Annotated in this window: 20 protein-coding genes; 13 read left to right on the plus strand and 7 right to left on the minus strand. The window is 74.0% G+C overall.

Annotation, left to right across the window (positions count from 1 at the left end; genetic code table 11):
- Positions 1-22: 22 nt before the first annotated feature.
- Positions 23-676 (minus strand): ATP-binding protein, encoded by a 654-nt coding sequence (locus tag SM793_RS06300; protein ID WP_320437017.1) that lies wholly within the window; start codon positions 674-676, stop codon positions 23-25.
- Between the two features lie 228 nt (positions 677-904).
- Here SM793_RS06300 and SM793_RS06305 point away from each other — a divergent pair, with 228 nt between their 5' ends.
- The 10 genes from SM793_RS06305 (at position 905) to SM793_RS06350 (ending at position 13578) form a co-directional block, all read left to right on the plus strand.
- Positions 905-1738 (plus strand): hypothetical protein, encoded by an 834-nt coding sequence (locus tag SM793_RS06305; protein ID WP_320437018.1) that lies wholly within the window; start codon positions 905-907, stop codon positions 1736-1738.
- Between the two features lie 206 nt (positions 1739-1944).
- A complete protein-coding gene (locus tag SM793_RS06310; protein WP_320437019.1) occupies positions 1945-2715 on the plus strand; it encodes a YcnI family protein in 771 nt (256 codons plus the stop codon).
- Positions 2716-2815: 100 nt separating this feature from the next.
- Positions 2816-3496, plus strand: a complete 681-nt coding sequence (locus SM793_RS06315; protein WP_320437020.1) for an SCO family protein — start codon at positions 2816-2818, stop codon at positions 3494-3496.
- Positions 3493-3999, plus strand: a complete 507-nt coding sequence (locus tag SM793_RS06320; protein ID WP_320437021.1) for a copper chaperone PCu(A)C — start codon at positions 3493-3495, stop codon at positions 3997-3999. The genes SM793_RS06315 and SM793_RS06320 overlap by 4 nt, the downstream gene beginning before the upstream one ends.
- Before the next feature lie 11 nt (positions 4000-4010).
- On the plus strand, positions 4011-6251 hold the full coding sequence (locus SM793_RS06325; RefSeq protein ID WP_320437022.1) for a FixH family protein: 2241 nt from the start codon (positions 4011-4013) through the stop codon (positions 6249-6251).
- A gap of 14 nt (positions 6252-6265) precedes the next feature.
- The gene (gene efeB, locus SM793_RS06330) at positions 6266-7570 is read left to right on the plus strand and encodes an iron uptake transporter deferrochelatase/peroxidase subunit (protein WP_320437023.1); all 1305 of its coding nucleotides are present in this window, start codon (positions 6266-6268) and stop codon (positions 7568-7570) included.
- A 246-nt stretch (positions 7571-7816) separates the two neighbouring features.
- Positions 7817-8752 carry a prephenate dehydratase gene (gene pheA / locus SM793_RS06335; protein ID WP_320437024.1) on the plus strand — a complete coding sequence of 312 codons (936 nt, stop codon included), beginning with the start codon at positions 7817-7819 and terminating at the stop codon, positions 8750-8752.
- 495 nt (positions 8753-9247) lie between these two features.
- Positions 9248-10522, plus strand: coding sequence for a serine--tRNA ligase (gene serS / locus SM793_RS06340; RefSeq protein ID WP_320437025.1), 1275 nt, complete (start codon positions 9248-9250; stop codon positions 10520-10522).
- Between the two features lie 54 nt (positions 10523-10576).
- On the plus strand, positions 10577-11425 hold the full coding sequence (locus SM793_RS06345; RefSeq protein WP_320437026.1) for an HAD family hydrolase: 849 nt from the start codon (positions 10577-10579) through the stop codon (positions 11423-11425).
- Positions 11426-11715: 290 nt separating this feature from the next.
- Complete coding sequence (locus SM793_RS06350; protein ID WP_320437027.1) at positions 11716-13578, plus strand: LCP family protein; 1863 nt, start codon at positions 11716-11718, stop codon at positions 13576-13578.
- A gap of 61 nt (positions 13579-13639) precedes the next feature.
- Here the strand turns inward: SM793_RS06350 and SM793_RS06355 are convergent, their stop codons facing one another.
- A complete protein-coding gene (locus tag SM793_RS06355; RefSeq protein ID WP_320437028.1) occupies positions 13640-14404 on the minus strand; it encodes a sporulation protein in 765 nt (254 codons plus the stop codon).
- A gap of 204 nt (positions 14405-14608) precedes the next feature.
- Here SM793_RS06355 and SM793_RS06360 point away from each other — a divergent pair, with 204 nt between their 5' ends.
- Together SM793_RS06360 and SM793_RS06365 are read left to right on the plus strand one after the other, a co-directional pair.
- Positions 14609-15349 (plus strand): FadR/GntR family transcriptional regulator, encoded by a 741-nt coding sequence (locus SM793_RS06360; RefSeq protein WP_320437029.1) that lies wholly within the window; start codon positions 14609-14611, stop codon positions 15347-15349.
- A gap of 76 nt (positions 15350-15425) precedes the next feature.
- The gene (locus SM793_RS06365; RefSeq protein ID WP_320437030.1) at positions 15426-16721 is read left to right on the plus strand and encodes an MFS transporter; all 1296 of its coding nucleotides are present in this window, start codon (positions 15426-15428) and stop codon (positions 16719-16721) included.
- Positions 16722-16782: 61 nt separating this feature from the next.
- Here the strand turns inward: SM793_RS06365 and SM793_RS06370 are convergent, their stop codons facing one another.
- The 5 genes from SM793_RS06370 to SM793_RS06390 all read right to left on the minus strand — a co-directional run bounded on the left by SM793_RS06370 (position 16783) and on the right by SM793_RS06390 (position 21456).
- Positions 16783-17499 carry an ABC transporter permease gene (locus tag SM793_RS06370; protein ID WP_320437031.1) on the minus strand — a complete coding sequence of 239 codons (717 nt, stop codon included), beginning with the start codon at positions 17497-17499 and terminating at the stop codon, positions 16783-16785.
- A gap of 94 nt (positions 17500-17593) precedes the next feature.
- Complete coding sequence (locus SM793_RS06375) at positions 17594-18511, minus strand: ABC transporter ATP-binding protein (protein ID WP_320437032.1); 918 nt, start codon at positions 18509-18511, stop codon at positions 17594-17596.
- 9 nt (positions 18512-18520) lie between these two features.
- Positions 18521-19432 carry an ABC-2 transporter permease gene (locus SM793_RS06380; protein ID WP_320437033.1) on the minus strand — a complete coding sequence of 304 codons (912 nt, stop codon included), beginning with the start codon at positions 19430-19432 and terminating at the stop codon, positions 18521-18523.
- On the minus strand, positions 19416-20462 hold the full coding sequence (locus tag SM793_RS06385) for an ABC transporter ATP-binding protein (RefSeq protein WP_320437034.1): 1047 nt from the start codon (positions 20460-20462) through the stop codon (positions 19416-19418). Before SM793_RS06385 ends, SM793_RS06380 begins: the two co-directional genes overlap by 17 nt.
- A 106-nt stretch (positions 20463-20568) precedes the next feature.
- Positions 20569-21456, minus strand: coding sequence for an LLM class flavin-dependent oxidoreductase (locus tag SM793_RS06390; RefSeq protein ID WP_320437035.1), 888 nt, complete (start codon positions 21454-21456; stop codon positions 20569-20571).
- Positions 21457-21644: 188 nt separating this feature from the next.
- Here SM793_RS06390 and SM793_RS06395 point away from each other — a divergent pair, with 188 nt between their 5' ends.
- Entirely contained in the window at positions 21645-22889 is a 1245-nt protein-coding gene (locus SM793_RS06395) for a hypothetical protein (protein WP_320437036.1), read from the plus strand.
- Positions 22890-22919 lie beyond the last annotated feature (30 nt).

Raw genomic sequence — 22919 nt, forward strand, 5'->3', positions numbered from 1 at the left:
CCAGGTCAGAGAGCCAAAACTGCTACGACGCCCGGCGCAGCAGTGCCCCGTCCTGCCACTTGAGGACCTTGTCGAAGCTGACGATCGCCCCCCGCAGCGGGTGGTTGCGGAGTTGGACGTGGTCGGTGAGGGCGTGGATGAGGAAGAGGCCCCGGCCGGACTCGGCGGTGAGGTCGGGGAGGGCGTCCAGGTCCAGCGGCCGGAAGGTGGGCACGGGGTCGGCGGCGGGCGGGAGGACGTGGGTGTCGTACGGGCGGCCGTCGCGGCGCGGGCGGTGGGTGGTGAGCAGCGGCCCGGGGACGGTGGCGCGGCCCCGCCGGGGGCGGCGGCGGGGCTGCGCCCGGCCCTCGGGTCGGGCGGGCGGCGGCGCGGGGACGGCGGCGGGGGCGGGGCGGCGGGCCGGGCGGTCCGGGCCGGGCAGACCGGGGCCGGAGTCGGTCACCTCGATCCGCAGCAGGTCGCCGCTGATCGAGGCGGTGACCTGGTAGCCGTCGTCGGGCCGCCCGCACGCGCCGTGCTCGACCGCGTTGGCGCACGCCTCGCTGAGGGCGACGCCGAGGTCGTGGGCGATCTGCGGATCGACGCCCGCGGTCGCCATCGCGCCGAGCAGTATGCGGCGCGCGAGCGGCACGCTGGCCGGGTCGCGCTTGAGGTGCAGAGTCCACCAGATGTCCACGGGAGGTCCCTCCTGGCTGCGGCTCCACATATAACGAGGTATCTCCGGGTGGTGCGGGGGTGAACCGTGCCGAGGGGCCGCCACCGCCCGTTCGGCGGATGGACGGGGGGACAGGCATGTGCCGAGCAGCGCACACCGAGGGCCGTGCGCGGGGCCGAACGGGGCATTCGTAGGGATTTCCCACCCTGCCGATCCGGTGGGTGTGGGCGATGAGATGATGTCCCGGCCATGAATGCCCCAGCCGCCGCCCCGCACCCGGGCGCCCCCGCACCGGACGCGCCGGTGGGGGCCGCCGCCTGGGACCTGCGGCTTGCCCGGGCGGTTCCGTTCGCCCTGGTGTGCACGCTGATCGCGGCCGCCGGGCACGCGTTCGCGGCGGGCGGCGAGGTCGCCCTGCCCACGCTCGCGGCCGGGTTCGCCGCCGTGCTGGTGCTGGCCACCGCCCTCGGCGGGCGGGAGCGCTCGCTCGGCGCGATCGCCGGGGCGCTGGGCGCGGGCCAGTTCGGCCTGCACCTCCTCTTCCACTCCTACGGCGGCCACGCGGCGACCGGCGCGCACCAGCACGGCGGCCCGTTGGGCTCCGGCCCGCTGACGCTGCCCCAGGTGGCCGGCCGGCTGGTCTGCAACGAGTCCCGCCCCGGCACCCTGACCGGTCTGCCCGGTAGTCCGACCGCCGAGCAGCTGGTGGCCGGCGCGGGTCTGGACCCGCAGGCGTACTCGGTGGCGCCCGGGTGGCAGGGCGGCGTGCTCGGGATGACGCCGGCGATGCTGGCGGCCCACCTCGGCGCGGCGCTGCTGGCCGGCTGGTGGCTGCGGCGCGGCGAGGCGGCGCTCTGGCGGCTGGTGCGGATCACCGCCTCGGCCGCGCGGACCCGGGCGGCGGAGCCGCTGCGGACGGCGTGCGCGCTGGCCGCGGTGCTGCTGCGCGGCCTGCTCGGGCTGCCCGGCGGACCGGTCCGCCGGTCCGGTGGCCGCGGCGGGGACGACCCGCTGCCGGCCGGTGCCGTGCTGCGGCACAGCGTGGTGCGGCGCGGGCCGCCCCTCGGGGCCCTCGCGTACTGACCCGCGCCCCCGTGTCCCCGGTGTCCCCCCACCGGTACCGGTCCGGCGGCGGTCGGGAGTACGCGGCGCCGTGCCGTACCCGCCCGATCCGTGCGGTCCTGCGGCCTCCCCCCACTTCTTCCCCCGCCGCGCGGCCCCGCCGGGGCACGGACCCCTCCGTGCCCGGGAGCGGGCCTGCCGAGCCTCCGAACGGAGACCCGAACCCCATGCGTTCCCTTCCCGCCCGTCGTACCGCCGCCGTCGCCCTCGCCGCCGCCGCCTCGGTGGTGGCCCTGGCCGGTCCCGCCTTCGCCCACGTCACCGTGAACCCGGGCAGCGCCGAGCAGGGCGGCTACACCGCCGTCGACTTCCGGGTCCCGAACGAGAACGACGCCGCCGGCACCGTGAAGCTGGAGGTCAACCTCCCGCTGGACCACCCGCTGGCCTCGGTCCGCACCCAGCCGCTGCCGGGCTGGACCTCCACCGTGGAGAAGGCCAAGCTCGACAAGCCGATCAAGGTCCACGGCAACGACGTCAACGAGGCCGTCGCCAAGATCACCTGGACCGCCGACGCCGGCGTGAAGGTCGCCCCCGGCCAGTTCCAGGAGTTCCGGGTCTCGCTCGGCCCGCTGCCGACCGACACCGACGCGCTGGTCTTCAAGGCCCTGCAGACCTACGACAACGGCGACGTCGTCCGCTGGATCGACGAGGCCAAGGCCGGCCAGCCGGAGCCGGCCAAGCCCGCCCCGGTGCTGAAGCTGACCAAGGCCGCCTCGGCCGACGGCCACGGCGTGACCGCCACCGCCACCCCGTCGGCCGCCGACGGCCACGGCACCGGGCACGGCGACGCGGCCAAGAACGACACCGCCGCCTCGGACGACAAGGCGAGCGACTCCACCGCCCGGGTGCTCGGCGTGGTCGGCATCGTGGTCGGTGTGATCGGCACCGCCGTCGGCGTCCTCGGCCTGCGCCGCCGCAACGGCGGCTCGGCCTCCTGACCCCAGCACCGGCGGGGCCGCGTCCGGCGCCCGTCACGGCCGCGCCCGAGCCCCGGGCGCGGCCCCGCCGGTGATCCACCGCACACGATCGGACCCTCCCATGCCCCGCTCCGCCCGTACCCCCCGCGCCGCCCGCCTGGCCGGTGCCACCGCCGTCGCCCTGGCCGCCGCACTCGCGCTGACGGCCTGCGGCTCCTCCGGCTCCGGCACCGCCGGCCCCGCCAAGGTCGTCCAGCAGAAGACCGACTCGCCCTACGAGGGCACCGTGCTCGGCAAGCACTTCGACAAGCCCGACCTCCAGCTGACCGACACCTCCGGCCAGCCCTACGACCTGCGGCAGAAGACCGGCGGCCGGACCACCCTGCTGTTCTTCGGCTACACCAGCTGCCCGGACGTCTGCCCGACGACCATGGGCGACATCGGCGTGGCGATGAAGAAGCTCTCCCCGGAGGAGCGGCAGAAGGTCGACGTGGTGTTCGTCTCCACCGACCCGCAGCGCGACACCCCGCAGGTGCTGCGCGCCTGGCTGGACTCGATGGGCGGCGACTTCATAGGCCTGACCGGGGACCTGACCAAGGTGAAGGCGGCCGCCAAGGCGCTCGGCATCCTGATCGAGGACCCGGTGACCAACGCCGACGGGACCGTCACCTCCACCCACGGCGCCCAGGTGCTGGCCTTCCTGCCCTCCGACGACAAGGCGCACGTGCTCTACCTCAGCGGCACCGAGGTGAAGACCTTCGAGCACGACCTGCCGCTGCTCGCCAGGGGGGTCGCCGCATGAAGGGCGCCCTCGGCTTCCGCCGGACGGCGCTGGCAGGGGCGGTGCTGGCGACGGCACTGGGCGGCGGCGCCTTCCTGGTCGCCTGCGGGGCCGGCGGCCAGGACGGTGGCGGCGCGCCCGCCGGGGGCGGGGCGGCCCGACTCAGCGTGGCCGACCCCTACATCCCGATGCCGCCGGCCGGCGGCATGGCGGCCGGCTACCTGACGGTGCGCAACGAGGGCGGCGAGGGCGACGAGCTGGTCAAGGTCTCCAGCCCCGGCGCCTCCTCGGTCACCATGCACCGCTCCACCGCCAGCACCATGGAGCAGGTCGAGAAACTCGACGTCCCCGCGCACGGCGCGCTGCAGCTCGCCCGGGGCGGCACCCATCTGATGATCATGGGGTGGCAGAAGGCCCCGGTCCTGGGTGACGAGCTCGAACTCGACCTGACCTTCGCCCGCACCGGCACCATCTCGGTCAAGGTGCCGGTCAAGGAGCTCACCTACCGGCCCGGCCAGCAGTAAGGGATCGCACGATGCTGATGGGACGGACGCCCGAGGCACGGACGCCCGAGGCACGGCCGGCGACGGCTCGGACTGCGACGGCTCGGACGACGGCAGTACGGGCCGCGACGGCGCGGGCGGCGACGGCGCGGCTGCTGGGACGGCGGATCACCGGGCTGCTCGGCGTGCTCGGCGCGGTCCTCGCGCTGCTGCTCGCCGGCGCCGGACCGGCCTCCGCGCACGCCGCCCTGCAGTCCACCGACCCGGCGCAGAACGCCGTCCTGCCCGCCGCACCGCAGGCCGTCACCCTGACCTTCAGCGAGGCCGTCTCGCTCTCCTCGGACTCGGTGCGGGTGCTCGACCCGACCGGCCGGGCGGTGGACTCGGGCAGCCCCGCGCACGCCGACGGCAAGGACAACACCGCCCGGGTCGGGCTCGGCCCCGGACTCGCCAACGGCACCTACACCGTCGCCTGGCGGGCCGTGTCGGAGGACTCGCACCCGATCGGCGGGGCGTTCACCTTCTCCATCGGCGCGCCCTCGGCCACCACCGTCTCCGCCACCGCCCTGCAGGACGCCGAGGCCGACAGCCTGGTCGCCGCGCTCTACGGCACCGGCCGGACGGTCGCCTACGCGGCGTTCGCGCTGCTCGTCGGCGCGGCCGGCTTCGTGCTGCTCTGCTGGCCGGCCGGGGCGGCCCGGCGTCCGGTGCAGCGACTGCTGATGACCGGTTGGGTGGCCCTGCTGGTGTCCACCGTCGCGGTGCTGATGCTGCGCGGACCGTACGAGCGGGGCTCGGGGGTCGGCAGGGCCTTCGACCTGTCGCTGGTCCGGGCCACGCTGGACGAGCGGATCGGCACGGCGCTGGCGGCCCGGCTGCTGCTGCTCGCGGCGAGCGGGGTGTTCCTCTCCCTGCTGGTCGGTCAGCTCGGGCTGCCGCAGGGCGGCGCCGCGAAGGCCGCCGGACCCGCCGCGACCGGCGGGGCCGGCGGGGCCGACGAGGCCGGTACGGCCGGTACGGCCGGTACGGCCGGTACGGCCGGTACGGCCGGTACGGCCGGCGATCCGGAGGAGGCCGAGCTGCGGGAGCTGGAGCGGCGCGCCGCCGAACGCCCGCAGCGCGAGGCCCGGTTGGGCCTCGGGGTGGCCGGACTGGTGCTGGCCGTCGCGCTCTCGGCGACCTGGGTCGGCGCGGACCACGCCTCGGTGGGCATCCAGGTCTGGCTGGCGCTGCCGCTCGGCATGCTCCACCTGGTCGCCATGGCGCTCTGGCTGGGCGGCCTGGCCGCGATGCTGGTCGGGCTGCGCGAGGGGATCGGCGCGGAGGTCGCGGACCGCTTCTCGAAGATCGCGTTCGGGGCCGTCCTGGTGCTGGCCGGCACCGGCGTCTACCAGTCCTGGCGCGGCCTCGGCAGCTGGGGCGCGCTGACCGGCACCGACTACGGACGGCTGCTGCTGGTGAAGACCGGCTGTGTGATCGCCATGCTCGGCGTCGCCTGGATGTCCCGCACCTGGCTCGCCCGGCTGCGCGCCACCCCGGCGGAGGCGGCCGAGGTCGCACCGGAGGCGGCCCGGACCGCACCGGAGCCGGCCGCGGTCGCCGCCGCCCCGGCCGGCCGGGCGGAGGCCGAGGACCCGGTCCGGCAGGCCCAGCTGGCCCGTCAGCGGGTTGCCCGGGCGAACGCCGACCGGGACCGGGGGCTCACCCCGACCCGGGCCGGGCTGCGCCGCTCGGTGCTGGTCGAGGCCGCGGTCGCGGTCGCCGTCCTGGTGGTCACCACTCTGCTCACCAACTCCCCGCCCGGACGGGTGGCGGGCGAGGTCGCGGCCGCCGCGGCGAACGGCGCCGCCACGACGTCCGGCGGCACCTCCGGCGGGACGACCGGCGGGACCACCGGGGGGGCGCCCGCCCCGCAGACGGTGCCCGGCCGGACCGTGGAGCTCAAGCTCCCGTACGACACCAAGGGCCGGACGCCGAACGCCAAGGGCACCGCGACCGTCACCCTCAACCCGGCCGGTACCGGGTCGAACGAGGTGCACCTGAAGCTGGACGGCGCGGACGGCTCGCCCGTCGAGGTGCCCGAGGTCGAGCTCGCCTTCACCCTGCCGGACCGCGACCTCGGCCCGCTCACCGTCCCGCTCACCGCCGAGGGCACCGGGCGCTGGACCGGGACGGCGCAGCTGCCGCTCGCCGGGAACTGGGTGGTGTCGGTGGTGATCAGATCCTCCGACATCGACCAGACCACGGAGATCAAGCAGCTGAAGATCGGATAGGGCGGACCATCCCCATGGAGACCAGCACCAGCACCAACGCCAACACCGGCGACGCCGCCGCCCCCGCCGGCCGGGCCCCCGGCCTGACCCGGCGGACGCTGCTGGGAACCGCCGGGGCCGGCCTGGTGGTCGGCGCCGGCGCCGGGGCCTCGACGGCCCTGGCCGTGGAACGGCGCGACCCCGGCCCGGCGCGGGCGGCGACCGGGGCGGGCCCCGGTCTGGGGCCCGCCGCGGTGGGATTCCACGGCGAGCACCAGGCCGGGATCCTCGAACCCCAGCAGGCCCGGGTCCAGCTGGCCGCCTTCGACCTGGCCGGCGGGGTCGGCCGGGACGGCGTGCGGGCGCTGCTCCGGCGCTGGTCGCGCACCGCCGGCCGGATGGCGGCGGGCGAGCCGGCCGACGAGTTCGAGAACCAGATCGCCCTGGACGCCGGTCCCTGCTCGCTCACCGTCACCTTCGGCTTCGGCGCGTCCCTCTTCGACCGGACCGGGCTGGCCGACCAGCGCCCGGCCGGGCTGGAGCCGCTGCCCGCCTTCCCGGCCGACGCGCTGGACCCGGCCCGCGGCGACGGCGACCTGTTCGTGCAGATCGGCGCCGACGACGCCCTGGTCGCCGTGCACGCGCTGCGGGTGCTCCAGCGCCAGGCGGCCGGGACCGCGGCGCTGCGCTGGCAGATGTCCGGCTTCGCCCGGACGCCCGGCGCCACTCCCGGCCCCATGACCGGACGCAACCTGATGGGCCAGGTCGACGGCACCAACAACCCCCGGCCGGACGAGGACGGCTTCGCGGCCAAGGTGTTCGTCGCCGCCGGGGGCGAGCAGCCGGCCTGGCTGGCGGGCGGCTCGTTCCTGGTGTTCCGGCGGATCCGGATGCTGCTGGACCACTGGGAGGCGCTGCCGGTGGACCGCCAGGAGCGGGTGATCGGCCGGCGCAAGTCGGACGGCGCACCGCTCGGCGCGGCAGCCGACGCGGGCGAGCGCACACCGGTGGACCTCGCCGCGCAGGGGGCGGACGGGTCGCTGGCCGTGCCCGCGGACGCCCACATCCGGGTCGCGGCGCCGGCCGCCAACGGCGGGGCGGCCATGCTGCGGCGCGGGTTCTCGTACCACGACGGGCTGCTGGCCGACGGGTCGCCGGACGCCGGGCTGCTCTTCCTGGCCTTCCAGGCCGACCCGCGCAAGGGGTTCACCCCGGTGCAGCGCAAGCTGGCCCGGGGGGACGGGCTGTCCCGCTTCCTGCGGCACGAGGCGAGCGGGCTGTACGCCGTCCCGCCGGGGGCGTCGCCGGACGGGTACGTCGGGCAGGCCCTGTTCGGCTGACCGGCCGCTCCGACGGCGACCGGCGGGCGGCGGCCCTTCCGCCGCCCGTCCGTCGCCCGCCCGGGGCCCGTCGCGCAGCCCGCCCGCAGCCCGTCGCGCACCGGCCGTCGTGCCCCGGCCGTCCACCGGTCGTCCGGAGTCCTCCCACGGAGCGGGACGCGATCGTGGGCGGCGCCCGGAGTGACTAAGGTGACTCTTTTCGGCGGACCGCCGATCCCCGCTGGTCCTGTTCCCCTTGGAGGCGTTATGTCGGCCACCCGCTACACGTACCTCGGGCCGGCCGGGACCTTTACCGAGGCGGCCCTGCGCACCCTGCCGGAGGCGGCGACCCGGGAGCTGGTGCCGATGTCCTCGGTGCAGCTGGTGCTGGACGCGGTGCGGGGCGGCGAGTCCTCGGGCGCGTTCGTGCCGATCGAGAACTCGGTCGAGGGCGCCGTCACGGCCACCAACGACGAACTCGCCTCCGGCGCCCCGCTGATGATCTACCGCGAGGTGCTGCTGCCGATCACCTTCGCGCTGCTGGTGCGGCCGGGCACCGGGCTGGCGGACGTCAAGACCGTCACCAGCCACCCGGTGGCGCAGGCCCAGGTCCGCCGCTGGCTCGCCGCCAACCTCCCGGACGCGCACTGGGAGGCGGCCGCCTCGAACGCCGACGGCGCCCGGCTGGTCGCCGAGGGCCGGTACGACGGGGCGTTCGCGGGCGAGTTCGCGGCCCCGATCTACGGGCTGGACCCGCTGGTCAAGGACATCGTGGACGTGCAGAGCGCGACCACCCGGTTCGTCCTGGTGGGCCGCCCGGGGCGGGTGTCCTCGCCGACCGGGGCGGACAAGACCTCGATGGTGGCCTGGCTGCCGGACGACCACCCGGGCGCGCTGCTGGAGCTGCTCCAGGAGTTCGCGGTGCGCGGCGTCAACCTGATGCGGATCGAGTCCCGGCCGACCGGGGAGGGGCTCGGCAACTACTGCTTCCTCATCGACTGCGAGGGGCACCTCAGCGACCGCCGGGTCGGCGAGGCGCTGATGGGCCTCAAGCGGATCTGCCCGCAGGTGCGGTTCCTCGGCTCCTATCCGCGCGCCGACCGGCAGGCGTCCGGGCACCAGCGGCCCGGCACCTCGGACGCGGATTTCGGCGCCGCCGCGGACTGGCTCTCCCGTTGCCTCGACGGGCGCGGGGACATCTGAGGACATCCGGGGGACATTCACCGTCCACGTGTCCTTTTAGAACCGTTTTCTGCACCGCCGGGCGGTCGTCCACAGGGCGGCCGCCCCGGCCCCCGGCTTGTCCACAGGGGCTTCCACTGTCCACAGGCTCGAGTTATCCACAGGCTTGGGGACGAGTCGACAAACCGGTATAGCCACTACACACATCGGTCGGATCATCGGTTTGCGTCGCAGAGATGACTAATCGGACCAGAGTCACCCGGGTGTCGGCAAATCACCCGTCCGAGTGCTTCAATTCCCTCACCCAAGAAGGTCAAGCGAGGTTTCAAACCCGAATTCCATGGTTCGTTCCGCAGTTCGCCGACACCGCCCCACGATCCACAGGCCCGGCCTCGAGCCTGTGGATAACCGGGCCGAGGGCCGTTTTCCACCAGAGTTATCCACAGGCTGGGGCGAGTTATCCCCAGGCGAAAACCGGTACCGGGGGACGGGCCCCCGCCCGGTAGGCTTGGGCCCGTGATTGACCTTCGCCTGCTCCGTGAGGACCCTGACCGAGTGCGCGCCTCGCAGCGCGTCCGTGGCGAGGACGTCGACCTGGTCGACGCCCTCCTCTCCGCCGACGAACGGCGCCGGTCCTCGGGCACGCGCTTCGACGAGCTCCGCGCCGAGCAGAAGTCGCTCGGCAAGCTCGTCGCCAAGGCCCAGGGCGACGAGAAGACCGCCCTGCTCCAGCGCACCAAGGAGCTGGCCGCCGAGGTCAAGGCCGCCGACTCCGAGCAGGGCGAGGCCAAGGAGGAGGCCGAGCGCCTGCTCCGCTCGCTGGCGAACCTCATCGACCCGGCCGCCCCGGTCGGCGGCGAGGAGGACTTCGTCACGCTGGAGGAGATCGGCACCCCGCGCGACTTCGCCGCCGAGGGCTTCGAGCCCCGCGACCACGTCGAGCTGGGCCAGCTGCTCGGCGCGATCGACACCGAGCGCGGCGCCAAGGTCGCCGGTGCCCGGTCCTACTACCTGACCGGTGTCGGCGCGCTGCTGGAGCTCGCCCTGGTCAACATGGCGATCGCCCAGGCCACCGCCGCCGGCTTCGTGCCGATGATCACCCCGGCCCTGGTCCGCGCGGCCGCCATGGACGGCACCGGCTTCCTCGGCCAGGCCGCGGAGAACGTCTACTACCTGGAGGACGACGAGCGCTACCTCGTCGGCACCAGTGAGGTCCCGCTCGCGGCGTACCACATGGACGAGATCCTCGACGCCGACAAGCTGCCGCTGCGCTACGCCGGCTACTCGTCCTGCTTCCGCCGCGAGGCCGGCACCTACGGCAAGGACACCCGCGGCATCATCCGCGTCCACCAGTTCGAGAAGGTGGAGATGTTCGTCTTCACCACCCCCGAGGACGCCGAGAACGAGCACCGCCGCCTGCTCCAGTGGGAGAAGGACTTCCTCAACGCGCTCGAACTGCCCTACCGGGTCATCGACGTCGCCTCCGGCGACCTCGGCGCCTCGGCCGCGCGCAAGTTCGACATCGAGGCCTGGGTCCCCACCCAGGGCAAGTACCGCGAGGTCACCTCGACCTCGAACACCACCGAGTACCAGGCCCGCCGCCTCTCCATCCGGATGCGCGAGGACGGCAAGGTCCGCCCGGTGGCCACGCTGAACGGCACCCTGGTCGCCGTTCCGCGCACCATCGTCGCGATCCTGGAGAACCACCAGCAGCCCGACGGCTCGGTCGTCGTCCCCGAGGCGCTCCGCCCCTACCTCGGCGGCCGCACCGTGCTGGAGCCGGTCAAGTAGCACCGGCCCCGCCGGTCCGCAGTGAAGAAGCAACTCCCGGGAGACGCACGGCCCATGAGCACCACCAGCCCCAGCCCCGTCTCCCCCTCGGACGGTGGCGGCCTGCCCTTCAAGCTGGTCGCCACCGACCTCGACGGCACGCTGCTGAGCAGCTCCGAGACCGTCACCGCGCGCACCCGCGCCGCGCTGGCCACCGCCACCGCGGCCGGGGCGCTGCACATCATCGTCACCGGCCGCTCGGCCACCTGGGCCCGCCCGGTCTTCGACGAGATCGGCTACCGGGGCATAGCGGTCTGCGGCCAGGGCGCCCAGGTCTACGACGCCGGCGCGCACAGGCTGCTCACCTCGCTCACCCTGGACCGCCGGGTGGCGGCGCTCGCGATCGAGAAGATCGAGGCCGAGGTCGGCCCGCTGGCGGTCGCCGCCAACCAGGACGGCCTGGAGGGCGACGTCCTGGCCGGCCCCGGCTACCGGCTGCAGATCGGCTCCGAACTGCCGGTCGTCCCGGTCGCGGCGCGCGACCTGCTCGCCGCCCCGATCAGCAAGCTGTACATACAGCACCGCGAGCTCGGTGACGACGCCCTCGCCGAGGCCGCCCGCACCGTGGCCGGTGACCTGGTCGGTGTGGTGATGGCCGGCGCCGGTGTGGTCGAACTGCTGCCGCTCGGCCTCTCCAAGGCCACCGGGCTGGCCGTCGCCGCCCGTCGGCTCGGGGTGACGGCGGCCGACACCATCGCGTTCGGCGACATGCCCAACGACGTGCCGATGTTCGGCTGGGCCCGGCACGGCGTCGCGATGGCCAACGCGCACCGGGAACTCCTCGCGGTGGCCGACGAGGTCACCGTGAGCAACGACGAGGACGGGGTCGCCACCGTGCTGGAGCGCCTCTTCCCGGCGCTCTGAGCCCCGGCGCTCCTCGCGACCCCAGCTCTCCTCGCCACTCCAGCTCTCCTCGCCACTCCATCTTTCTTCGCGACCCCGGTGCCCGCACCGGGGTCGCGGTCCGTCCGCGCACGCCGGGGTGAACCTGCCCGCGCCGCCCGCCGGTTCAGCCGTTGGAGTGACCGTACGGCGGCCCGGTACGGCGAACGCCCGGGTCGGCGGGGGTGCGGCCGGGTTCGACGGCCGGGCGGCGGCGCAAGAGTTTGTATGCTCCCAGGGTTGCCCGCTTCGGTCACTGAGAGGTGCGCGCCATGTCAGTCCAGTGGGACGGGAGCCCGCCGGATCCGGCGGGGCGGGGGCGCGCCGACGGCGGCGGTGTCCGCACCGACGACGCGGTCCGGACCGAGTGGCCCGAGGACGGCCCCGGCCGGCTCCCCGCGCCGCGTCCCGGCGGCCGGGCCGAGACCCGTCGGGCCGCCCAGAACCGCGCCGTACCGGTCCGCCCCGGCCGCGGCGGGACCGGTGAGGGCGGTCGGACGGCCGCCCGGTCCGCACGTCGGGACACCCCCAGGGAGCCCCGCGCCGACGGCCGGAGCGGAAGCGGCGGGAGCGGGCGGCGGAGCGCCGCCCGGAGCCCCGGACGGGACGGCCGGGGCGGCGCCCGGCGGCTGATCGCCTGGTCCGTGGCCGGGGTGCTGGTGGTCCTGGCCGGCGCCGGCGGTGCGGTGTACTACAAGCTGAACGGCAATCTCCGGTCCTTCGACGCGGATGCCATCGCCCCCGACCGCCCCCCCGAATCGGCCGCCGACTCGCACGGCCACCGACCCGTCAACCTGCTGCTGATCGGCTCCGACTCACGCGCCGGGAAGAACAGCGACCTGGGCGGCGGCGACGAGGCCGGCGCCCGCTCGGACACCACGATCCTGCTGCACGTGTACGCGGACCACCGGCACGCCGTCGGCATCTCGATCCCGCGCGACGCCCTGGTGACCGTGCCCCGGTGCAAGCTGCCGAACGGCAAGTGGACCCGGGAGCAGCCCGGACAGATGTTCAACTCGGCCTTCTCGGTGGGCAATTCCGAGTTCGGTAACCCGGCCTGCACGCTGAACACGGTGGAGCGGCTCACCGGCATCCGGGTGGACCACACCATCGAGGTCAACTTCGAGGGCTTCGCCGCGATGACCGGCGCCGTCGGCGGGGTGGACGTCTGCCTGCCGAACGACATCCACGAGGGGAGCATCAACCCCAATCTGGGCCGGAGGGGCAAGGTGGTCCTCGCCAAGGGCCGCCAGCGCGTGTCCGGTCAGCAGGCGCTGGACTACGTGCGGCTGCGGCACGGCATCGGCGACGACTCGGACGTCGGCCGGATGAAACGTCAGCAGGCCTTCCTGTCCTCCCTGCTGGCGAAGATCAAGAGCAAGGGCCTGAGCCCCGGCACCCTGCTGCCGCTGGCCGACGCCGCGACCCGTTCGATGACGGTCGACCCCGGCCTCGACTCGGCCGCCAAGCTGGTGGACTTCGCCCTGACGCTGAAGGGCATCGACCTGCACGAGGTCAAGTTCCTGACCACGCCGTGGCGTTACTCCGGCGCCCGGATCGATCTGGTGCACCCGGCGGTCGACACCCTGTGGCGGACCCTCCAAGCCGATCGGACCATCGACGGCCAGGACGCCACCGGCCGCCGGACGGACGCCGGGCCGACGGCCGAACCGACGGCCGCACCGACGCCCGCACCCGCGCCGAGCGCCGAGCCCACCCCGGCGGCCGGCGCCGACGGCACGCCGATCCGGGTCACCGTCTACAACGCCGCCAACGCCTCCGGCCTGGCCGCCCGGGCCGCCGAGACGCTGCGGGCGGCCCGGGTCACCGTCGCCGGGACGGCCACCAGCCGCGGCACCGCGCGGGCGACCACCACGGTCGAGTACGGCGCCGGGCAGCGGGCCGCCGCGGAGAAGGTCGCCGCGCTGTTCCCGGGCGCCGCGGTGGCTCCGGGGCAGGCGGCCGGGATCAGTCTGCGGCTCGGCCGGGACTACGCGGCGGGCGGCGCCGCGAGCGGCTCCCCGTCCCCGACCGCCACCGGCCCGGCCGGCGCCCCGGCCCCGCTGCCCACCGAGGTGGTCAGCGAGGCCAGATCGGGTGACGACGACATCTGCAGCAACGTCTCCTACGGCTGATCCGGCCCCGGGGTACCGGACCGACGCCGCTCCGGTACCCCGGGACCGGTCCCGCCCGGCCTCAGAGCGCGGCGCGGATCCAGCCGTCCACCAGCGCCGTGAGGTCCTCGTCCGCCTGGCCGTGGCCGACCACATGGGTGCGGATCACGTCCCCGCCGCCGCCGAACAGGCCGCCCCGGCGGTCCGCCTCCAGCACCACCTCGACCTTGTCCGGGGTGGTCACGAAGCTGACCTCCAGCGAGTTGCAGGAGTGCGCGTACTGCGGCGCCGCGGAGTACTCGATCTCCTGGTAGAACGGCAGGGTCTGCCCGGTGCCGCGGATGTGCCCGGCCTCCAGGTCCGCCGAGCGGAACCGGAAGCCCAGCTGGAGCAGGGTCTCCAGGATCCGGTGCTGCACCGGCAGCGGCTCGACCTCCAGCGGGTCGGAGTCGCCCTTGTCGAGCGCGCCCGCGATGTCGACCTCGGTGCGCACACCGAGCCGCATGCCGTGCAGCTGCTGCCCGGCGACGGTGGTGACCGGGGTCTCCCACGGCACCTGGACGGCGAACGGGATCGAGCGGTTCTCGCCCGGCGCCAGCTTCAGCGGCGCGGTGACCGAGAACCGCGCGAACGGGTACAGACCGGTGCTCTCGCCGTCCTCGTGCTCGACCTCCACCCGGGCGACCAGGGTCAGCGTGATCCCCCGGATGTCCGCCTCCACCGTCCCCCCGGTCAGCTCGACCGTGCCGGCCATCGTCCCGCCGGGCCGCACGACCGGCGTGCTCAGGACGGTGTCGACACCGGGACCGCCGACGCCCAGGGCACCGAGCAGCTTCTTGAACACCATGCGGACGTTCTCCTCGCATCAGGGGGTGTGGACCGGGCCCGTCCTTCCGGATCCTTCCGGAGCGGTCCGGAGCGCCGGTCGTCCGGAGCAACGCGAGGCCGCCGCGGACGGTTCCCGGGCCGTTCATCCCCAGTTGTAGGATGACCGGGCAAGCGGTTGTAGGATGACCGACGACCAAGCCTCGACGCGTCAGGAGGGCCCGCCATGAGCAGCGCGCACAGCGGCAACGACACGCTGCAGACCGCCGGGCGGCGCTCCCTGGTGGACACCGCGATCGACCAGCTCCGGGAGCAGCTGAGCAGCGGCGTCTGGCCGGTCGGCTCGCGGATCCCGACCGAGCACGAACTCGCCGAACGCCTCGGCATCGGACGGAACACCGTCCGCGAGGCGATCCGGGTGCTGGTGCACGCGGGGATGCTGGTCTCCCGGCAGGGCGAGGGCACCTTCGTCCGCTCCACCAGCGACCCGGCCGCCGTACTGCGCGGGGTGCAGCGCTCCGGCGTGCGGGACGTCCTGGAGGTCCGGGCCGCCCTGGAGGCCGAGGCCGCCCGGCTGGCGGCGCTGCGGCACACCCCCGAGGACATCGTCCGGATGCGGACCGCGCTGGCCCGCGAGGCCGAGGTGATCGCTTCGCACCCCGAGCGGGCCGGCCGCGAGGCCACCGTCGAGCACGACCTGGAGTTCCACACCGCCATCGTCGAAGCCGCGCACAACCCCGCGCTGACCGAGGTGTACCGCTACTTCGGCGCCTCGGTGCGCGAGTCGATGCGGACGGCGTTCGGCGACCACGACATGCCCGAGGTGGTCGTGGCGACCCACGCGGCCCTGGTCGACGCGATCGAGAGCGGCGACCCGGACCGGGCCGAACGGGCCTGTCGCGAGCTGCTCGCCGAACCCACCGCGGCCGTCGAGCAGCTCCTCGCCGCCATCGCCGCCCGGAAGTGAGCGGGCCGAGGCCCCCCTTCCGTTCCGTCCGCCCGCTCGGACGCACTCCGAATCCCACGAAAGAGCAGCACCACCCATGGCCGTCACCCGTGCCCAGCAGCCGGTTGCCACCACCGCCGTCCCGCTCCCCGTCCGCTCCCGGCTCGCCCACCCCGCGCTGCTGCTGACCGGCATCCTGCTGGTCGCCCTGAACATGCGCGCCTGCCTGGCGGCGGTGTCGCCGATGGTGGGCGAGATCCAGCGCTCCTTCGGGCTCTCCGCCACCGCGAGCGGACTGATCACCACCGTGCCGGTGCTTTTCCAGGGCGTCGGCGCGCCGCTCACCCCCCGGCTGACCCGGCGCTTCGGCACCGAGCGGGTGGTGCTGGGCGCGGTCCTGGTGCTCGGCGCCGGGGTGCTGCTGCGGGTGCTGCCCTCGGTGGCGGCGCTCTACGCCGGGTGCGTGGTGATCGGGGTCGCGATCGCCGTGCTGAACGTCTCGATGCCCGGCCTGGTCAAGCGCGAGTTCCCGGACCGGGCCGCCACCATGACCGGCGTCTACTCGACCACCATGCTGGTCGGTGCCACCATGGCGGCCGGTCTCTCGGTGCCGCTGGAGCACGCGCTCGGCGGCGGCTGGGAGGCCTCGCTCGGCGCCTGGTCGCTGCTCGCGCTGGTCGCGGCGGTGGCCTGGCTGCCGCAGGTGCTGCGGGCCCGGGCCGCCCGGGCGGGCGCCGCTGTCGCCGCCGCCGGTACCGCTGTCGGTGCCACCGGTACCGCTCCCGGTGCCGCCGCCAAGCCGGCCGCGCCGGGCCGGCCGGTCCAGGGGATCTGGCGCTCGCCGCTGGCCTGGCAGATCAGCCTGTTCATGGGCATCTCGTCGCTGCTGGTCTACACGCTGGTCGCGTGGATGCCGACCATCCTGGCCGACCACGGGATGGACCGCGGCGAGGCCGGCCTGGTCTTCGCCTTCTCCAACCTGGTCCAGGTGGCCGGCGCCTTCCTGGTGCCGCTGTTCGCCGGACGGATGACCAACCAGCGGGCGCTCGCCGTCGCGATGGCCCTGCTCAACGCGGTCGGCATCGCCGTCCTGCTGATCGCCCCGGTGCCCGGCGCCTGGGCGGCGGCCGTCATCCTCGGCGTCGCCCAGGGCGGTTCGCTCGGCCTCGGCCTCGCCTTCATTGTGCTGCGGACCGACAGCGCCGCCGGCGCCGCCCAGTTGGGCGGGATGTCGCAGGCGGTCGGCTATCTGGTCGCGGCGGCCGGACCGGTCGGGGCCGGGGCGCTGCGCCAGGCGACCGGCGGCTGGACCACGCCGCTGGCGCTGATGCTGGTCCTGGTCAGCGTGGTCGCCGTCGCCGGCTGGGGCGCCGGGCGGAACCGCACGCTCTGACGCGGACGGCCCGCACGGCTCGGTGAGCCGTGCGGGCCGCAGGGGCTGTGCTCCGGGCTGCCTACTCCTCCGAGGCCAGGGTGAGCCCGGCCAGCTTCACCGAGGCGAGTACGGTCGCCGCCACCGCGACCACCAGCAACAGCGCGACGGCGGCGCCGAGCGAGACCACCGAGGTGATCGAGCCCTCGGCGGCCACCGACTCGGCCACCGCCATCCCCCACTGCTGGATGCTCAGCTTGCGGGCCCCCTCGACGAAGTTGCCGATCACCGCCTCCCACACCAGCGCGTACGCCAGCCCGGCCACCACCGCGTGCCGGGTCACCACGCCGAGCAGCAGGAACAGCGCGCTGTACGCGGCGCCGGCGACCAGCGCGGCGACCGTGTAGGCGAGCGCCAGGCCCTCCTTGGTGCCGTACATCAGCAGCCCGGACAGCAGCATCGGCACCGCCGAGAAGGCCCAGGTGATGCCGATCGCCACGGTCAGCTTGGTGGTGATGATCTTCCAGCGCGGCAGGGGCTTGGCGAGCAGGTAGACGATCGAGCCGTCGTCGATCTCGGTGGCGATGGCACCGGTGCCGACGACCAGTCCGAGGATCGGCAGCAGGGTCCCCAGACCGAGCTTGCCGAGGATGTCGACGACCAGGTCGTGGTGGTTCCCGTCGGCGGCGGCGGCGAACGCCGAGACGAGCAGCAGCAGGACGGGGACCACCAGCAGCAGCAGGCCGCGGCGGCGGCCGAGCAGGCCGCGCAGCGTCAGCCTGGCGACGGTCGGGTTCATGGTGGGTCGGCCTTCCTGGGGTTCCTGGTCCTGGTGAGGGGTGCGGGTCGGCGGTCTGCCGTCGGCGGTCTGCGGTATCAGAGGCCCGCCGGGACTACGCGGAGACGAGGTAGGAGAACACGCTCTCCAGCGACTCGTCCGCCGGGGCCACGGTGTACAGCCGGATACCGGCCCGCTGGGCGACCTGCGGCAGCAGGGTGGTGAAGCCCTGGAAGTTCACCGCCTGGATCCGCAGCGCCTTCTCCTTCCAGTCCAGCTCGATGCCGGCCGTCGACGGGTCGGCGATCAGCGCCGCCGCGAGCTTCCGGTCGTCGCTGGAGCGGACCAGGTAGCGGTGCGGGCGGTCGGTCATCAGCCGGCGGATCTTGCGGAAGTCCCCGGAGGCCGCGTGCCGTCCGGCCACCACCACCTCGATGTGCCGGGCCAGCTGCTCGACCTCCTCCAGGATGTGCGAGGAGAACAGCACCGTCCGGCCGTCCGAGCCGAACCGCCGCAGCAGGTCCATCAGCTGGAGCCGCTGGCGCGGGTCCATACCGTTGAACGGCTCGTCGAGCAGCAGCACCGCCGGGTCGTGGACCAGCGCCGAGGCCATCTTGACCCGCTGCTTCATGCCCTTGGAGTAGGTGCCGGTGCGCCGTTCCTGGGCGTACTCCATCTCGACCAGGGCGAGCGCCTTGCGGGCGGCGGCGCCCGGGTGGGGCAGTCCGTGCAGCTCGGCGTTGGCGAGAACGAACTCCCAGCCGGTCAGGTAGTCGTACATCGACTCCCGCTCGGGGACCAGGCCGATCTGCCGGTACACCTCCTGGTTGCGCCAGATCGGCGCGCCGTCCAGGGTGACCGTGCCTGTGGACGGCGCCAGGAAGCCGCTCATCATGTGGATGAGGGTCGACTTGCCGGCACCGTTCGGACCGAGCAGACCCGTGATGCCGGGGCCGATCGTCATGCTGACGTCGTTGACGGCGACCACGTTCCCGAACCAGCGGGAGACCTTGTCGATGGTGATGGTGGCCATGACGCCCTCTCAAACGTTCCGGTAGCGGCGCAGCAGCAGCCGGTACGAGCCGGCCACCATCGCGACGGCGACCAGGGTGAACACCAGCAGGCCGAGCCCGCCCGGCGCGTGCATCCGCGCCGTGCCGGAGCCGAGGTCGAACAGCTCGTTGGTCAGGCTCTCCACCAGCCCGCCCGGCGACAGCAGCACGGCCCACTGCGGGTAGGTCGGCAGCGGCTCGTCGAAGCCGACCGTGGTGCTCGCCATCCCGATCACGACCCCGACCACCGCGGTGCTCACCGCCAGGTAGCCCATGATCGCGGCCACCCCGAAGCCCCGCCGCGGCGTGGTGGCGGCGATCAGCACCGCGACCGAGGTCGGCACCAGCGCGTACAGCACGGCGGCCGTCAGACCGTAGAAGAAGTGCGCGGTCTGGTCCCCGAACTTCAGCCCGACCAGCAGCGAGCCGATGTACAGCACCAGTAGCGGCGCGAGCATCAGCAGCAGCTGGGCGCAGGCCATCGCCCCGAACTTGGCCCGGACGTAGTCGGTGCGGGTGATCGGCCGGGAGAAGTACAGCGGCACGGTGTGGTGGCGCAGGTCCCGGGAGAACAGCACCGGCGCCTGCGAGGCCAGGAAGATCGAGACCACCAGCCCGATCGAACTCAGGTACTGGGCGTAGTCCACCGGAAGCTTGTCGACCCCGGTGACCACGGCGACCGCGACGATGATCAGGGCCGGCACGGTGGCCACGCCCAGCACCAGCATCGGCAGCACCTTGGACTTGCCGGACCGCCCGAGGCCGTACGCGGCGCGCAGGCTCTGGGTGAACAGCGAGCGCGCGGCGTACCCCCGGCCGAGCCGGGGCCCGGTGTAGCCGCGGTAGCCGATGTCGTGGATGACGCCGGTGTCGGCCGGCCGGAACTCAGGAGGAAGCGACATCTGCGGTACTCCCCTCGTTCTCCGTCGTCCGGGTGCTCTCCGCGCCCGCGGCGCTCTCCGCCTTGTCCGTGCTCCCGGTGAACAGTTCCGCGACCCGGTGCCGCCGCTGCTCCAGCCGGACCAGGCCGAGCCCGAGCCCGGCGACCGCGTCCCGGATGGCGTCGTAGGTCTCGTCGCCCGCCAGCCGGACCAGCAGGATCCGCGTCCCCTCCGTCTCCACCGAGAGGCCCGCCGCCACCAGCCGCGTGCGCACCGCGGCGCTCGCGTCCAGACCGTGGTCCTCCGGGTGGTCCGTCACCTCGACCGCCAGGGTGGCCGTCGCGCCGGTGAAGGAGGCGGTCGACGAGGAGCGCAGCAGCTTGCCGCCGTCGATGACGACCAGGTGGTCGCAGGTGCGCTCCAGCTCGCCCAGCAGGTGGGTGGTGACCAGCACCGAGATGCCGAAATCGCTGTACACGCGGCGGATCAGCGACAGCATGTCGTCCCGGCCGACCGGGTCCAGACCGTTGGTGGGCTCGTCGAGCAGCACCAGCTTCGGGTCGTGCACCAGCGCCTGCGCCAGCTTCACCCGCTGCTTCATACCGGTCGAGTAGCCGCCCATCGGGCGGTACCGCTCCTCGTACAGGCCGACGTGCCGCAGGGTGTCCGCCGTCCGCTCCCGGGCGGCGGCGGCCGGCAGCCCGGCCATCCGCGCCATGTGGACCACGAACTCGGTGGCCGAGACGTCCGGCGGCAGGCAGTCGTGCTCCGGCATGTAGCCGACCTGCTCGCGGATCTCCGACCCCTGGGTGGCGATGTCCAGCCCGAGCACCCGCCCGGTCCCGGAGGTCGCCGGGGAGAGCCCGAGCAGGATCTTGATGAGTGTGGACTTGCCGGCGCCATTAGCTCCCACCAGGCCGACCACCCCGGGCTCGACCTCAACGGTCAGCTGATCGAGGGCGGTCACCCGGGGGAACCTCTTGGTGAGGCCGTCCGTCTTGATGACAGTGGACACGGGCTCAACGTAGTGCGCGCGCGCCCTGGTGGACATGAGCTGCGATGACGAGCCCGCATGCTGCTCCGGTATGACGCCGCCCCGCCCGTCCCCTAAGGGATCACCGCGCGGACGGCCCGGGACCGCCCGCGCGCCGCACCCCTCAGCCCAGTTGGGCGAGGCCCTCGGTGGCGATCCGCTCGAAGACCGCCAGGTCGTTCGCGAAGATCGAGTCCGGCACCGGCCAGTGCACCACCAGCTCGGTGATCCCCAGCTCCCGGTACGTCCCGGCCCAGTCCACGAAGGCGTCCACCGACGCCAGCGGCTTCTCCGCCGTCGAGCCCTGGAGCAGCACCTTCTCCAGCTCCCCGACGTCCCGCCCGCGCGCCTCGCAGGCCGCCGCCAGCTTCGCGATCTGCTGCGCGACCACCCCGGGCGCCTGCTCCACCGGCACCTCCGCCGGGCCCTTCGGGTCACCGTAGGTCACCCAGCCCTGCCCGTACTCGGCGGCCAGCCCCAGCCCGCGCGGGCCGGTCGCCGCCACGTAGAACGGCACCCGCGGCGTCTGCACGCACCCGGGGATGTTCCGCGCCTCCACCGCCGAGTAGTACGCGCCCTCGCGGGTCGTCGCGTCGTTGGTCAGCAGCTCGTCCAGCAGCGGCAGGAACTCCCCCAACCGGTCCGCCCGCTCCTTCGGCGACCAGGCCTCCTGGCCCATCGCCGTCGCGTCGTACCCCGTCCCGCCGGCCCCGATCCCGAGCGTCAGCCGCCCACCGGACACGTCGTCCAGCGTGATCAGCTCCTTCGCCAGCGTCACCGGGTGCCGGAAGTTCGGCGAGGTCACCAGCGTCCCCAGCCGGATCCGCTCGGTCGCGGTGGCCGCCGCGGTCAGCGTCGGCACCGAGCCGAACCACGGCTCGTCCCGGAAGGACCGCCACGACAGGTGGTCGTAGGTGTACGCGGCATGGAACCCGAGGTCCTCGGCCCGCCGCCAGATCTTCTGCCCCTCGCTCCACCGGTGGATGGGGAGGATCACGGTACTCAAGCGCATGCGGCGACAATACGCGCGTGTTTCGGCGCACCTTCGGACCGCTCGCGCAGCGGTGGGGGCGGGTCGGCTAGCGTGGCGCCACGGGTGCGCCGAGCAGGTGGGAGCCGACCGCGTCGGGCGAGGAGGCGACGGTCGACACACCACTGGGCGCAGTGAGCGTCGGAACCTTCACGATCGAGAGAGCTCGCATGACTGCTGCTGTACGGGGCGAGGACGAGGCATCGTTGCGAGTCCTGATCGAGCGAAGTTCTGAACTGAAGGGCGAACTCGTCGCCTTCGCCCAGGGCGCCCGCTTCGACCGGTGGTTGACTCCCCTCCTGCTGGAGGCAGCCGGGCCTGAGCGGCGGCTGGACGAGGCCGAGGCGGTCCGGATCACCGACCACTTCATCCTCCGGTACCGCCTGCCCGACGGGACCACCGTGGTGGACCGGTTCGTCGCCGGACGGCAGGACTTGGCCGAATTCGACCGGGAGACGCTGCTCGGCTGGCGCGACCCGGTCGAGGGCGTCTTCGAGATCCGGCACAAGGACGGGGACGCCGTCGTCCTGCTGAACCTGATCGACGACCTCGAATACCGCACGTACTCGAACGTCGGGCGGGCGGCCTTCCGCGGAATGTCCAAGGGGGGATTCCTGCACGCCTGCCTGGTGCCCGTCCACTCGGCCGACGGGGCGTGGCTGATCTCGGGCGCGATGTCGCACTACCCGAAGTCCAGCGCCACCGAGATCGCCCGGGCCGCGCTCCAACTCGCCGCCAGTAACCCCTCCTTGGTCTTCCGCAACCCCGCGAAGGCCGAACAGGGATGGGAGTCGATGCGGGCGGACCGGGCCGCGTTCATCGAGTTCTGCGGCAGCGACGAACTGGTCCTTCCCCCTGCCGAGGCCGAGGAGAAGCTCAACTCCTACTACCGGCACCGGCAGGAGGCCGCCGTCGCCGAGAATCCCGACCGGACCCGGGGCGGGCGGCTCCCCGGCCCGGCCTTCCCGGCCTTCGAACTGCCGGCAGAGCTCGCGGACTCGGACACGGTCGGCGTCATCTACGACGAGGTCGACGGACTCAACTTCTACGCCGACTACGGGATGCTCCGGGACCTCTTCGCCGAGCCGGCCCTCGCGGGCCGCAGGCCGTACCAGGACGTGCTGCGCGCCTACCTGCGCGAGGAGTCGATCGCGCCACTGCCGATCCGCCGGCTGGCCGCCGCCCACCCGGAGACGGTCGACGCGGTGTTCCGGAAGCTGCTGCGGAAGCCGGGATTCACCTGGGGCGAGCACGGTGAGGAACTGCTGCGCCGCCGCAAGCCCTGGTACTACGAGAGCGAGCCCCACCCCGGCGTCTCCGTGATCGGCGAGCGCCTCGGCGAACTCGCCGCCGGCACCGGACGGCCGAAGTTCAGCAGGGCGCCGCGCGCGCCGCGTCGGCCCGGCCGTCCGTAAGCGCGGTCGTCGGCTTTCGGTGATCAGGAA

It is taken from the genome of Kitasatospora purpeofusca, from assembly GCF_034043715.1.
Lineage (GTDB): Bacteria > Actinomycetota > Actinomycetes > Streptomycetales > Streptomycetaceae > Kitasatospora > Kitasatospora purpeofusca_A.